The 13,100-nt window shown below is 72.6% G+C and carries 11 protein-coding genes; 3 read left to right on the forward strand and 8 right to left on the reverse strand.

Annotated features, from left to right (window positions below; translation table 11 throughout):
* Window positions 1–59: 59 nt before the first annotated feature.
* Window positions 60–1,049, forward strand: coding sequence for a calcium-binding protein (locus tag H0487_RS05685; RefSeq protein WP_183093257.1), 990 nt, complete (start codon window positions 60–62; stop codon window positions 1,047–1,049).
* A 157-nt stretch (window positions 1,050–1,206) separates the two neighbouring features.
* Here the strand turns inward: H0487_RS05685 and H0487_RS05690 are convergent, their stop codons facing one another.
* Window positions 1,207–1,914, reverse strand: a complete 708-nt coding sequence (locus tag H0487_RS05690) for a hypothetical protein (RefSeq protein ID WP_183093258.1) — start codon at window positions 1,912–1,914, stop codon at window positions 1,207–1,209.
* 170 nt (window positions 1,915–2,084) lie between these two features.
* On the opposite strand from H0487_RS05690, the gene H0487_RS05695 reads away from it, so the two are divergent.
* Entirely contained in the window at window positions 2,085–4,760 is a 2,676-nt protein-coding gene (locus tag H0487_RS05695; protein ID WP_183093259.1) for a DEAD/DEAH box helicase, read from the forward strand.
* Window positions 4,761–4,822: 62 nt separating this feature from the next.
* Window positions 4,823–6,133, forward strand: coding sequence for a DUF2786 domain-containing protein (locus H0487_RS05700; RefSeq protein WP_220793110.1), 1,311 nt, complete (start codon window positions 4,823–4,825; stop codon window positions 6,131–6,133).
* 3 nt (window positions 6,134–6,136) lie between these two features.
* Here H0487_RS05700 and H0487_RS05705 read toward each other — a convergent pair whose 3' ends face one another.
* The 7 genes from H0487_RS05705 to nicT form a co-directional block, all read right to left on the reverse strand.
* Window positions 6,137–6,574: a limonene-1,2-epoxide hydrolase family protein gene (locus tag H0487_RS05705; protein ID WP_183093260.1), complete on the reverse strand. Its 438-nt coding sequence runs from the start codon at window positions 6,572–6,574 to the stop codon at window positions 6,137–6,139.
* A 209-nt stretch (window positions 6,575–6,783) separates the two neighbouring features.
* Complete coding sequence (locus H0487_RS05710; protein WP_183093261.1) at window positions 6,784–7,782, reverse strand: WYL domain-containing protein; 999 nt, start codon at window positions 7,780–7,782, stop codon at window positions 6,784–6,786.
* 1 nt (window position 7,783) lies between these two features.
* Window positions 7,784–8,722 carry a helix-turn-helix transcriptional regulator gene (locus tag H0487_RS05715; protein ID WP_183093262.1) on the reverse strand — a complete coding sequence of 313 codons (939 nt, stop codon included), beginning with the start codon at window positions 8,720–8,722 and terminating at the stop codon, window positions 7,784–7,786.
* Between the two features lie 128 nt (window positions 8,723–8,850).
* Window positions 8,851–11,268 (reverse strand): penicillin acylase family protein, encoded by a 2,418-nt coding sequence (locus H0487_RS05720; protein ID WP_183093263.1) that lies wholly within the window; start codon window positions 11,266–11,268, stop codon window positions 8,851–8,853.
* Window positions 11,269–11,336: 68 nt separating this feature from the next.
* Window positions 11,337–11,669, reverse strand: coding sequence for a GroES family chaperonin (locus tag H0487_RS05725; protein WP_183093264.1), 333 nt, complete (start codon window positions 11,667–11,669; stop codon window positions 11,337–11,339).
* Window positions 11,666–11,914 (reverse strand): DUF3618 domain-containing protein, encoded by a 249-nt coding sequence (locus tag H0487_RS05730; protein ID WP_183093265.1) that lies wholly within the window; start codon window positions 11,912–11,914, stop codon window positions 11,666–11,668. Before H0487_RS05730 ends, H0487_RS05725 begins: the two co-directional genes overlap by 4 nt.
* Window positions 11,911–13,029, reverse strand: a complete 1,119-nt coding sequence (gene nicT / locus H0487_RS05735) for a Nickel transporter NicT (RefSeq protein ID WP_312855831.1) — start codon at window positions 13,027–13,029, stop codon at window positions 11,911–11,913. The genes H0487_RS05730 and nicT overlap by 4 nt, the downstream gene beginning before the upstream one ends.
* Between the last annotated feature and the right edge of the window lie 71 nt (window positions 13,030–13,100).

Raw genomic sequence — 13,100 nt, forward strand, 5'->3', positions numbered from 1 at the left:
GACGCGACATCCTCACACGCGCACTTCCGCTACCGCTGCCGCATGACGAGACTGCCTTCATGCGATCTCTCAAGCCGGTCGGTGCCACGGCGTTCGTACTCGTCGTGGGCGCGCTCGCCCTACCCCTTCGAGCGGACGCAGCGTCGCCGCCGCTGCTGGGCGGAGAGGACCCGGCGGGAGCGTGCGCCGACATGGACCGGGCGACGCACGTCGGCACGGACGGCGACGACGTCATCCGCGGGACGTTCGGCCAGGACGTCATCTTCGCGGGCGCGGGCGACGACGAGATCCACGGCAAGGGCACCGAGGACGTCATCTGCGCCGGGCCGGGCGACGACGAGATCTACGGCGGGTCCGGCCGCGACGTGATCTCGACCGGCGGTGGTGCCGACGTCGCCTACGGCGGTGCCGGCAACGACCAGATCCTGGTGTTCGGCGGCGCGGGCGACCAGGTGTTCGGCGGCGACGACGTCGATCACGTCGAGCTGGTGATCAACGGTGACGGCTCCGGGACCAACACGATGAAGGTGCTGGGCAGCAAGCCCGGTCTGGCCGACGACTCCCTCGACGTCCTCGTCGTCCTCGCTCGCGACACCGTCCGCAACCTCCGGCTCGCGGTCGACCGGCGGTCGGGCGCCTTCGGCACCCAGGGCGCTGCGGGCGCGGGCGTCGTCCGGGGCATCGATGCCTACACCTTCCTGTCGTCCGGCAACCGGGACCGCTGGCCGATCTGGGTCGACTACCGCGGCAACGACGACGAGGACGACGTCGCGGTCGGCGCGGGCCGGCTCCACGCGACCGGCGGCCCCGGCGACGACCGCTTCTTCGGCGCGGGCGGCAACGACGTGGTCTTCGGCGGGGTCGGCGACGACAGCGTCTACGGCGGCGGGGGACGCGACTTCCTCGACGGCGGGCAGGACGACGACGACCTCTACGGCGGCGCCGGCGACGACGCGCTGCACGGCGGCATCGGACGCGACCGGCTGGAGGGTGGCGCCGGGCGCGACGAGTGCGTGCGCGGCGAGGAGCTCGTCGGCTGCGAGGGCTGACCACCCGCCCACCGGACCGGTTTGGCAAAAACTTTCCAACAGGTGGCCGCGCCGGGGTTCACGTGCAGTTCATCCGGTGCATACTTGAGCCAACGCCCGCAGGTGACCCGAGACGCCTGCGGGCGTTCCTATTTTTCCGGCAGGTTTCGCCCGGGCATCAGCCCGCGACGGACTCCGAGCCTTGGACCGCGATCCGCGGCGTCGGCCCGAGGAACCCGAACGGCCACAGCTCCTCGGCCGACGGCAGGTCCTTGACCGGCATCAGCGTGAGGGTACGGCCGTAGCGGACGCGGAACGCGCGCCGGGCGCCCGCCGCCACCAGCCAGAGGTACGGCGACCGCGTCGACCAGAGCTGATGGGCGAGCTGCTGGGCATCGCGGCCCGGAGCGCCCCGGGCCGGCCGCCCGCCGTCGCTCTCGAACGTGCCGACCAGCGCCTCGAGCTTGGAGAGCTGGAGCGGCTCCGGCCGGGCGACCCCGAGGACGAGCACCTGACCCTCCTCGTTGACCGCCGCCAGGTCGAGCCGCAGCTCGCCGTCGGTCGTCGCGAAACGCAGCGCGCCCGCGGGATAACCGGCGCGCAGGAGCTCGACGTACGCCGCCATCTGCGGCAGCGCCTCCCACCGGGGCCTCGCCGGGTCGCCGCCGACCAGCCAGGCCGGGGCCTGCCACGGGTCGCGGGTCTGCACCCGGCTCGCCGACTCCAGCACGAGGTCCCCGCAACCGAACCCTTCCTCGACCGTCCGCGCCTCGCCCTCCACGAGCCGCACAGCCCGGTCACGCTCACTGATGTCCCCGAACTCGCGCCCCTCCCGGCCCGCGCAACCGCGCAGGCGGGTGAGGTACGCCTCTCCCCAAGTCCCCACTGACCCAAGCCCTCCCCAGCTGTTGGTGGAAACCTAGCGGCTCCACCACTCCCGGAGAATGCGCTGGCACCAGGTCGGGCCGTCAGGTCCCGGACTGTAGTTCGAAGGGACCAGGACACCAGGGATCAGCGGTGGAACCGCAGGCCTCCGGACCACCAAGATGGGACCCGATGGACAAGAACGAACGACGCGAGGCGCGCGACGCTGCCCGGGCCGTCGCCACCTGGGTGGAGCAGGCCAGGCAGGTTCGGGTTTGGCACGTCGCCACTCACGACGTCGTACGACGCCTGCTCACCGACGCGTTCGCCACCGCCGTCCCCGTCACCCGGGCCGGTCCGGTCGCGTGGCAGGTCGCGCCTCTCGACCGCACCCAGGGAGCGGCACTCCTCCGAGCGCTCGTCGATCGCGCCGACCTGCCCCGCGCCGACGCGCAGGAGAGCGCTGCCCTCGACCAGCTCACCGGGCCGGCGGTCGCCGCACTCGCCGGGGTCCGCGTCCTCTCCCCCGTCCGGTGGGCGTTCGCGGGCCGGCGCCGCCGCGAGGAGGCGCGCCCCCACGCGACCTACCTGCAGCAGCTCTTCGCCTGGGGCCTCCAGGCCGGCGTGACGACCCACCTCGAGCGGCTGGCTCGCCCGACGGGCGAGCTCGGAGAACTGGAACCGGGGGGCGTCACCGACCTGACCGACCCCCGGCTCGACCTCGCCGGCGCCCTCGGGGCCCCCGGAGCGCCGGCCGTCCTGGACCCCGTCCGCTTCGGTGAGCTCCCGCGCGCCATCGCCGAGCTCCGCGCTGCCGTCGAGGCCGAGCGGCCGGCGCGGGACCTGGTCCACCGGGCCGTCGACGAGTACCGCGCGCCGGCCGTCCGCGCCGCGCTGTCGGCGATGCCGCTCGCCACCCTCAAGGAGGCGACCACCGAGTCGCTCCGGCTCGCGCCGCTGGCCGCCGCCGGCATCATGTCGGTCCAGGCGGTCCTCGACCGTCGCCACGACCTCGCTCGACTGGCCGGAATCGGTACGACGTACCGCACCCACCTCCTCGACGCCGCGACGACGCTGGCCAGGATCACCGAGGACGAGCAGCCCGTCCGGCTCGGCGGCACGTTCGACCCGACCTCCGAGGCGGTGGTCGCCACCCTCGCCGGGTGGGACGGCGTACGACGGCTGCGGGGCGCGGCCGCCGGCCTCGCCGTCCCCGACGAGCTCCGGGCGCTGGCCGCGGTGGCCGGCGACCGGGTCGACCTGCTGCTCGTCGTACCGACCCGGGCGGTGCCGGCCGCAGCGCTCGCCGACGCGATTGCGGCGGTCGTGCACCGGGCCGACGTCGTCGCCGCGACCGTGCCGCGCGGGCCGATCGCAGATCCCGCTGCCGACCTCGCCTCCCGCCCGTCCGACTACTTCGCCATGCTCGCCGAGCTCGGGTTCCTCACCGACGAGGACGAGACCAGTCACGGCGACCTCGCCCCCGGCCTCGTCGAGAAGGTGCGCGAGCAGGTGCTCCGGACCGAGGCGCTCACCGTCTCCCTCCGCGGCTACCAGGCCTTCGCGGCGCGCTTCGCGCTCGTGCAGCGCAAGATCGTCCTCGGCGACGAGATGGGGCTCGGCAAGACCATCGAGGCGCTCGCGGTCCTGGCCCACCTCTGGGCGACCGGCGCCACCCACTTCCTCGTGGTCTGCCCGCCCGGCGTCCTCGTCAACTGGCTCCGCGAGATCACGGCACGGACGACGCTCCAGGCGTACCGCATCCACGGCGACGGCTGGCAGGACGCCGCCGCCGCGTGGGCGCGCGACGGCGGGGTGGCCGTGACGACGTACGACACCACCTGGACGGAGTCGGGCGCCTGGGCGTCCGGTCCGACGATCGCGTGCGTCGTCGTCGACGAGGCGCAGTACGTGAAGAACCCCGAGGCCCAGCGGTCCCGGCGGACGGCGGCCCTCGTCGGTGCCGTCGACCGGGCGATCCTCATGACGGGGACGCCGATGGAGAACCACGTCGGCGAGTTCCGCACCCTCATCTCCTACGTGCAGCCCGAGCTGCTCGACGGGGCCGAGGAGCTCGCACCGCGGCTGTTCCGGCGGGCGGTCGCGCCGGCGTACCTGCGCCGGAACCAGGAGGACGTCCTCACCGAGCTCCCCGGCCTGGTCGAGGTCGAGGAGTGGCTGCCGCTCGGCGCGCAGGACATCGCGCCGTACCGGGCCGCCGTCGAGGCGGGCAACCTGATGCAGGTCCGGCGCGCGGCGATGGGTCAGGGCCTGGACTCCCCCAAGCTCGCGCGGCTCGTCGAGATCGTCGAGGAGGCCGAGGACAACGACCGGCGGGTCCTCATCTACTCGTACTTCCACGACGTGCTCGCCGCCGTCCGGGCCGTGCTCGACGGACCCGTCTTCGGGCCCCTCGACGGCTCGGTCGCGGCGACGGCGCGCCAGCAGCTCGTCGACGACTTCTCGGCGGCCGAGGAGGGCGCGGCCCTGCTGGCCCAGATCACCACCGGGGGGATCGGGCTCAACATCCAGGCCGCCTCGGTCGTCATCCTCTGCGAGCCCCAGCTCAACCCGGCGCTCGAGGCGCAGGCTATCGCCCGCGCCCACCGGATGGGCCAGCTGCAGTCGGTCCAGGTGCACCGGCTGCTCTCCGAGGACACCGTCGACGAACGGATCCACGAGCTCCTCGCCGGCAAGCGGCGGCTGTTCGAGGAGTTCGCGGAGGTGAGTGCGACCGCCGACGCGGCCGCCGAGACTGCCTACTCGGCCGATCCCGCCGATGCCGAGATCGGCCGGCAGGTGCTCGCCGCCGAACGGGAACGGCTGCTCTACGAGCCGCCTGCCGTCCCGGTGCCGGACGACGCCTGACGTCGTCCCCAGCACCAGGGCGCCGTCGCCGGATCGTCGGTGCCGTCCGGCAGACTCGCGGCATGACCAGGGATCCCGACCAGCGTGCGGTCTACGCCGCCGAGGACCGGCTCGCGGCCTGGCTCGACTCCGTCACTCCGGACCGACCGACGATCACGGTCGACGGACAGACCTACGAGCCGGGGCCCGACCTGCGGTTCACCGAGCCGGCGTCGGCGGCGACGTACGTCGACACGGTGCTCGCCCGTCTTCGGGCCGACGCCAAGGACTACGACGGCCGTGAGCAGCAGACCGTCGTCGTACGGCCCCGTGCGGGAGCGCGGATGGCGGTCTACGAGCCCGCCACCGGGACGATCGCGCTGCCGCCGTTCGAGGTCGGCGGCCGGTGGGCGCTGCGGGCGACCGTCGTCCTCCACGAGCTGACGCACCACCTCTCCGGCGAGGCCCTGCACACGGCGGCCTGGCGCGCGACGTTCCTCCGCTTGCTGGAGGACGTCGGCCTACCGGTGACCGCCCAGCTGCTCCAGCTCGCCTACGCCGCCGAGGGCCTCGGGCAGGTCGCCCACACCGTCGACGACGGCACCCTGGCCAAGCTCGCCAAGCTGCTGCGCCAGGCCGAGCGGGCCACCAACGAGCACGAGCGCGCGGCGTTCCTCTCCAAGGCCCAGGCGCTCGCGACGCGCCACTCGGTCGCCCTCGCGGTGGCCCGCGCCCACACCGCCCAGGAGGAGGGTCGCGAGGAGCCGGTGGCGGAGAACTACCGGATCGGCGCGCGCGGCAAGCGCGGCCTGGCCCGCTACGTCCGGCTGCTCCTCAACATCGCCCACGCCAACGACCTGCGCTGCACGATCAGCCACGACTCGACGGCGGTGACCCTCCACGGCTTCCCGAGCGACATCGCCGTCACCAAGGCGATCTACGAGTCGCTGCTCGTGCAGATGGTCGCCGACTGCGAGCGCCACCTGGCCTCGGGGGTCCGGGACGAGCGAACGGTGTGGGACTCCTCCCGCCGCCGCTACGTCGCCCGGCCGGTCGCGACGATCACGACCCGGCTGGCGTTCTACGAGGCCTACGCCTCGCGGATCGGCGAGCGGCTCGACGAGGCGCGCCGGGCGGCGCTCGCCGCTGCCGGCGCGGTGGCCGACAAGGCGGCTCCAGCCGCGTCGACCGAGACCGCGCTGGCGGTGCGCCAGAAGGAGCTCGACGTCCACGACTTCTTCAAGGAGGCGCTGCGGCGCAACAACATCCGCGGCACCTGGACGGCCGACCGTCGTACCTCGGTCAACGACGCGCCCCAGGCCGCACGGGAGGGACTGCGCGCTGCCGACCGCGCACGGCTCAGCAACGAGAAGGCGCTCGGCGAAGCCGGTTGACGATCAGCGGCCGCGGGCCATCCGGACGAGCCCGCGCACGAGCCCGCCGGCGACGTTGGTCCAGCTGAAGTAGTCGTGCCACAGGACGATCCGGTCGTTCTCGAGCCGGAACGTGCCGCACACCCAGAAGTCGATCTCGAGCGGCCCCAGCCGCAGGTAGTCGGTGCGCTCGGTCAGGACGACGTCACCATCAGCGACGATGTGGTGGAAGTCGGCTCGGAACCCCATCCAGTCCCGGTCGATCCCCTTGAGCGCCCGCCCCACCATCTTGCCCTTGAGCGTCGGCAGCCCTGAGTTGCGCCACACGATCCCCGGCTCGGTCAGCGCCAGCGCCTGTGGGACCGCCCGGTCCGTCAGCGCCGCGAAGAACGCCTGCACGGTGGCCGCCGGATCGGCGAGGACAGTCTCGGACGGCCGGGATGGGGTCGACGGAGCGCTCATGCCCCGACCCTACCCACGAACCCGCACGGTTCGACCCACGAACCCGCACGGTTCGACCCACCAACCCGCACGGTTCGACCCACCAACCCGCACGGTTCGACCCACCAACCCGCACGGTTCGGCGACCGAAGTGTGCGGGTTCGGCGACCGAAGTGTGCGGGTTCGGCGACCGAAGTGTGCGGGCTCGGCGACCGAAGTGTGCGGGCTCGTCAGGGGTGGGGGTGGAGGGAGTGGTGGAGGAGAAGCTCCTCGGCGAGGACGGCGCCGGCGTGGTCGAGGTCGGGGGGATCGAGGACGAACGCGCCGGCGCCGGCGGCGAGGAGGAGCATGCCGACGCGGTCGGCGAGGGGCGGGAGGAGCTCGAGGGCGAGCTCGACGTCGTCCTCGTCGGCCCGGACGACGGTGACCGTCTCGGCATACATGTCGGCGGCCCACCTCGACCCGTGCGGCAGGACGACGCGCACGGTGGTCGTCGCCCGCTGGGCGTCGAGCATCGCGGGCAGATCCGCCGGCAGGGCGAAGTCCTGCTCGAGGCTCTCGACCTCGCGGATCCCCGACAGCAGGAAGGTCCGCAGCCGGCCGGCCGAGTCGGGCGGTCCGGCGTCGACCTCCCAGCCGCGCCGGGTCTGCACCAACCGGTAGGGGTGGATGGTGCGGGTCGAGACGCCGTGCTGCCAGGTCCGGGAGTAGACGATCCGTACGGCGCGCCGGTGGCGCTGCGCCTCCTGGAGCGGCCGCAGGGGCTCGTTCCACGCCGGCCGTTGGGGGTGGCTGGCGACCTCGCCGACCAGCGTCTCGGTGAGGACGTCGACGGCGGCGCTCAGGTCGGCGTCGTCCTCGGCCTCGAGCAGCGCGACCGCCGCGGTGTGGACGAGCGCGAGCTCGGACGCGTCGACGTACTCGACGCCGAGCTCCTCGGTCGGCCGGTCGCTGACCGCGCGCACCACCTCGGCCTCCCCCGGGTCGACGTCGGAGTCGCCGTCAGGGCCGAGGAACTCGATGACGGGCGGGCGCCACAGCCCGAGCATCCGGTCGTTCTCGAGCGGGTCGGCGGTGTAGAAGGCGAGCAGGTCCTCGCTCAGCTCCGCGGCCGGGATCCCGGTCTCCTCGGCCAGGACGGCGAGCGACACCCCGTCGGGATGCGCGAGCAGCAGCTCGAGCACGGCGGGCAGGCGCGCGAACCGGGCGGCGTACCTCGGCGTGGACATGTCAGTCCCCTCCCTTCAGCTCGCGGAGCTCGGCGATCAGCTCACGGCGGACCTCCTCAGGCCCGAGCAGTACGACGCGCCGGCCGAGCTCGTAGAGCCGGGCCCGCAGGGCGGCCCGGTGGGTCACCACGTAGCGCATCGTGACCTCGTCCCCGTCGGCCTCCTCGGCGGCGGGCCGACCGAGCCAGCGTCGGACGTCGGGCGCGTGGTCGACCGAGGTGCGCAGGGTGACCTCGACCGGAGGGTCGATCTCCCAGCTCATCGGGTGGAGACCGGGGTGCCGCGCCGCGCGGACGGGCCGCGCGGTGCGCGGGGCGTCGGCGGCGATCGCGCTCATCCGGGCGACCACGAACGCCTTGACCGGCGCGTCGGGCTCGGCGCCGTCCTCCTGGCCCCGCAGGTACCAGGTGCCGTTCTGCGAGCGGACCGACTCCGGGTGCACGACGCGTGGGGCCCCCTTGTAGCTGAAGCGCAAGACGCTGCCGAGCCGGACGGCCCGCAGCACGGTGGCCAGGGAGGCGTCGTGGCCGGTGGTGGGGACACCGGCCACGACGCCGGCTTCGGGGGTCGGTCCCGGCTCAGCGCGGTCGCCGAGCCCGAGGCGGTCGATCAGGTCCTGGCGATCGGCAAGGAGGACGGCCCGCTGGAGGGCGCGTTGCTGGGGCGGCGTCAGTCGGACCCGCAGCCGGTTGTCGACGGTGCGCATCCGGTAGCGCGCCGGCTCTCCGGGGCCTGCGATGTTCTCGATCTGCCAGCCCTGGTCGGTCAGCGATCGGATGTCGCGCTTGAGCTGGTCCATCGCCCGCTCACCGTCGAAGCCCGCGATCTCGGCGAGCCGGTCGCCGGTCTCCCCGACGGTGCCGCGCTCGCGGAGGGTCGCGGCGATCCGCACCAGACGCTCCATCGGACCACGCTGGTCCCGGCCAGGTGTCTTGGCCACGATCACTCCTCCCCCGGTGGTCGACGCCCTTGCCGGTCACCCAGTTTGTCGCGCACGCGGAACGCCCGCGACCCAATCCTCTGAAATCGCAATCAGATCCGGTAACCCGGGGGGTGGATGGGGGGCGATCAGGGGGCGGAGAGGGTGACCGTGCGCACCAGCTGATCCTCGATCTCCGCGTCCGTCCAGGCGAACCGGACCCACTTCTCCTGCGAGAACAGCTGGGTCTGGTCGTACGACCACACCGAGCCGGGGTCCTCGTACTGGCTGTAGGTGAGGATCGTGAACGGCTGCACCGAACCGTCGGCGAGGTAGGAGACGGCCTGGATGTGGGACGAGCCGTAGGTGATCGGCTTGTACCGGTCGGTGTTGGCGAGCGGGTCGCGCGACGCGAGCGCGTTGGCGTTGCCTGCGAGGTCGCCCTCGCCGCCCCCCAGCGGCAGCGCCGGCGCCGACCGGTCGCCCGCGACCTGGAGCGAGCCCCAGGTGGCGTCGAACGGTACGCCGGCGTCGCGCACCGCGTCGATCGCGCCCTGCATCGCGGCGACGACCTTGGGCCCGGTCTTCATCCCGCGCGGGGTGTTGACCGGGTCGGCCGGCCGGAACGGCACCGACCAGAGGCCGGTGCCCGTCGGCGCCCGTCGTACGAACGCCTCGAACAGGTGGGTGCCGACGGAGTCGACGTCGGAGTGACCGTCCCACGCCTTCAGCACGGCACAGGCCTCGGTCTCGCCGGTCTTGGCGCAGACCTCGTCGAGCTTGCCGCCCTGGCGCATCACCTCGGCCGCACGGAGCCGGTTCTCGTACTGGTGGCCGCGCAGCGTCGCGGGCGTCTCCTTGCCCTGGCGGAGGCGGTCGATGACGTACTGCTGCACCATCCGGGTCCGCATCGTCCGTACGCACTTCTCGCAGCCGATGATGTCCGGGTAGCCCTCGAGCCGGAGCTTGTCGTTGGGCGTCCAGAACGAGTCGTTGGCGTTCATCACCCAGGTGCGGGTGACGACGTCGGGCAGGTTCCGGTCGCCGAGGATCCCGGGGCGCTGCGCGTCCGGGTCGGTGCCCCACCGGCAGGCGCCGTCGGCGAGGGCGCCGTTGAGGCCCGGCAGCCCGGCGACGAGCTTGAGGACCAGTCCGACCGGCGTCATGCAGCGCAGCGCCTTGTCGTTGGTCACGTGCGGTACGACGGAGTGGTCGGCGTAGAGCACGTCGCCGTGACGGTCCGCAGCGGTCGTGTTGACCCACGGCATGCCGCCGCCGAGGTCCTGGCGGCGCAGCAGGTCGCGCACCGTGGTGGCCTCGCCCATGGCGAGGAAGGTGTCGATCGTGCGGAGGTGCTCGGCGTTGGCGTCGCGGATCGCCCAGAAGCTGGCCGCCGTCCAGCCCATCAGCATCGACGGCGAGTCCGTCACATAGCCCTGCGGCGTCCGGTAGAGGTCCTCGCGGACGGTGCTGGTGGTGCCGTCGTCCTCGAGCACCTCGACGTCGACGAACCGGCGCTCCGCGCTCTTCCAGACGTTGTTGGCGCTCAGGTAGGTCGTCCCGGCACCGCGCGTCACGTACTCGTACGGGGTGAAGCGGTAGGCCGTGGAGACGGTGTGGCTCCACGCGACGTCCTTGTTCCAGCCGATGTTGACCACGGGAGAGCCGATCAGCGAGCCGCCCGCGACGTCGTACTCACCGGGGATGGTGAGGTGCTGCTGGGTGAACTTGTAGCGACCCACCCACGGGAAGTGGGGGTTCCCGAGCAGCAGGCCGCGCCCGGTGGAGCTGTCGGCGCCGCCGACGGCGGTCGCGTTGGAGCCGAAGTCGCTGTCCTGGCCGAGCGCCGCGAGCAGCGCGTCGCGGTCGACCTCGGTCGCGTAGGAGCGCGCCTGCGTCTGCGTCGAGGGCAGCGCGGGCAGGTCGACCGGCAGCCCCGGGTCGTCGAGCGTGGCCGGGTCGGCGTTGACGATGTCGGAGAGGAAGACCCCGGTCGAGGCCAGCAGGTTGGCCAGGTAGACGCCGTACCAGAGGTCGGTCGAGGTGGCCGTCGGCGTGATCCACTCGGCGTCGGCGCAGGCCGGGTCGGTGATCTCGTTGTCCTCGAGCCAGCGGTTGATCCCGGCGACGTAGCCCTCGACCATCTGCTTCACGCGGGCAGAGGGGCCGGCGGGCGAGGCGAGCAGGTCCTCGACGACCTGACGGTTGTGCAGGTCGGTCACGAACGCGTCGAGCTCGAGGTTGGTGCCCCTGATCTGGACCTTGTCGTCGTAGCGGGCGTCGGGGCCGAGGTACTTCGACCGCTCGCCCCGGGCGGTGAGGAGCGTGTCGGCGAGGTTGCAGATCGACGAGGACGCGGTGGCGTAGCCACTGCCGTAGCCGAGCGAGCCCCAGTCGTCGGCGGTGATGTGCGGGATCCCGTGCTCGGTGATCTTGATCTCCGCGTCGTACGACTGCGCGGCGGCCACCGCGGAACGACCCGGCGCCGGTCCCGCGTCGGCGGGAGCGGTCGCGATCGCCAGGGGTGCGAGCAGGGCAGCGAGGGTCAGGAGGGGGGCGCGCCTCATGAGGGTGCAACGGCGCCGGTGTGACGTGCGTTACGCCCAATTCGGGTCAAATGACCCGGATATCCGACCTACAGGTAGAGACCGGTCGCCTCGTCGGCCAGCCGACCGGCCGCGACGGCGTGGACGTCACGCTCGCGCATGACCACGTAGACCTCGCCCGACACCTCGACCTCGGCCTTGTCCTCCGGGTCGTAGAGCACCTTGTCGCCGATCGCGACGGCGCGCGCGTGCGGGCCGACCGCGACGACCGTGGACCAGGCCAGGCGCTTGGCGCCCATCGCTGCGGTCGCGGGGATGACGATCCCGCCCGACGAACGGCGCTCCCCCGCCTCGGTGTCCGACTCGCACAGGATGCGGTCGTGGAGCATCTTGATCGGGGTCTTGGCCGACCCCTTGGTCATCGGACGATCTTGCGGATCACGACGAACAGCGCGACGACGCCGACGACCGCACCGGCCGTCTTGAGGATGTTGTCGGTGCGCGGCTCGCCCGTGGCGACGTCGACGTAGTGCGCCTTCACCTGTGCGACCTCACGACTGACGATCGTCTTGGGGCTCGAGCGGTAGAGGAGCTGGTCGATCGTGGAGGCGAGACGCTCCCGCGCCTCTTCGATCTCGCGCTCGATGTCCGACGGCTTCTGGCTCACCGGGGCAGGCTATCAATGGCCGTGCCGGCCGCTGCGGCCCGCCGCCTGCCGAGCAGCTGGAAGGCACCGACGCTCGCCGCCCAGGCCACGAAGAAGACCCCGACGAGCACGAAGCCGACGTAGTTGAGGTCCCACGCGGCGATCCAGCGCAGCGACGCCGGGTCGAACTCCTCGGCGACGAGCTGGAGGAGCACGATCGCTCCGATCGACAGCGCGATGGCCACCGACAGCAGGGTGACGCTGAAGTTGTAGAAGAGCTTGCGCGCCGGGTCGAGCACCGCCCAGCGGTAGGCACGGGTCATGAACAGCCCGTCCATCGTGTCGAACAGCGTCATCCCGGCGGTGAACAGGACCGGCAGCACGAGGACGGCGTACCAGGGCAGGGCGTAGGCGGCGGTGCCGCCGGCGAGCACCAGCAGCGCGACCTGGGTGGCGGTGTCGAAGCCCAGGCCCATGAGCAGGCCGACCGGGTAGAGGTGCCACGGCTTGCGCACTCGCGCGATCGCCCGCGCGAAGAGGCGCGCCAGGAGTCCCCGGTTGTGCAGGTGGTGGTGGAGCGCGTCCTCGTCGAACGTGCCGGCGCGCAGGTGGCGGTAGACGTGGACGATCCCGACCAGCGCGCTGATGTTCATCAGGCCGATGAGGATGAGGAAGGTGCCGGCCGCGAGCGAGCCGATGATGCCGAGCGAGTGCTGGAGCGTCGAGCCGTCGTCCTGCACCGGGTCGACGAGGGCGCGGACGCCGAGCGCCAGCAGCAGCGCCAGGCCGAAGACCACGCTCGAGTGGCCGAGGGCGAACCAGAAGCCGGTGCCGAGCGACCGTGTCCCCTCGCCCACGAGCTTGCGGGTCGTGTTGTCGATGATCGCGATGTGGTCGGCGTCGAACGCGTGGCGGGCGCCCAGGAGGAACGCCGTCACGCCGACCCCGACCCCGAACACCCGCGAGTCGCCGAGGCTCAGGTCCTGCGGCGCCACGATCAGCAGCAGCACGCCCCAGCCGACCACGTTGAGCCCGACGACGGCCGTCAGCAGCCCGAACAGGACCCGTCTGTCGCCCGCTCGACCTCCGGGCGGTGCCGGGGTCGCTGGGTGCGGGATGGTGTGATGGTCGAGCACGGCCCCCACGTTATTGCGAGACAGTTGCAATAACAAACGCGTGGCCACAAGACCGTCCGTTCCGACAGGAG

It is taken from the genome of Nocardioides stalactiti, assembly GCF_014180715.1.
GTDB classification, from domain to species: domain Bacteria; phylum Actinomycetota; class Actinomycetes; order Propionibacteriales; family Nocardioidaceae; genus Nocardioides; species Nocardioides stalactiti.

Bases quoted from the DNA above. Each gene is read 5' to 3' on its own strand.
- H0487_RS05685 (WP_183093257.1), top strand. From the start codon at position 60: ATGCGATCTCTCAAGCCGGTCGGTGCCACGGCGTTCGTACTCGTCGTG.
- H0487_RS05695 (WP_183093259.1), top strand. From the start codon at position 2,085: ATGGACAAGAACGAACGACGCGAGGCGCGCGACGCTGCCCGGGCCGTC.
- H0487_RS05700 (WP_220793110.1), top strand. From the start codon at position 4,823: ATGACCAGGGATCCCGACCAGCGTGCGGTCTACGCCGCCGAGGACCGG.
- H0487_RS05705 (WP_183093260.1), bottom strand. From the start codon at position 6,574: ATGAGCGCTCCGTCGACCCCATCCCGGCCGTCCGAGACTGTCCTCGCC.
- H0487_RS05710 (WP_183093261.1), bottom strand. From the start codon at position 7,782: ATGTCCACGCCGAGGTACGCCGCCCGGTTCGCGCGCCTGCCCGCCGTG.
- H0487_RS05720 (WP_183093263.1), bottom strand. From the start codon at position 11,268: ATGAGGCGCGCCCCCCTCCTGACCCTCGCTGCCCTGCTCGCACCCCTG.
- H0487_RS05725 (WP_183093264.1), bottom strand. From the start codon at position 11,669: ATGACCAAGGGGTCGGCCAAGACCCCGATCAAGATGCTCCACGACCGC.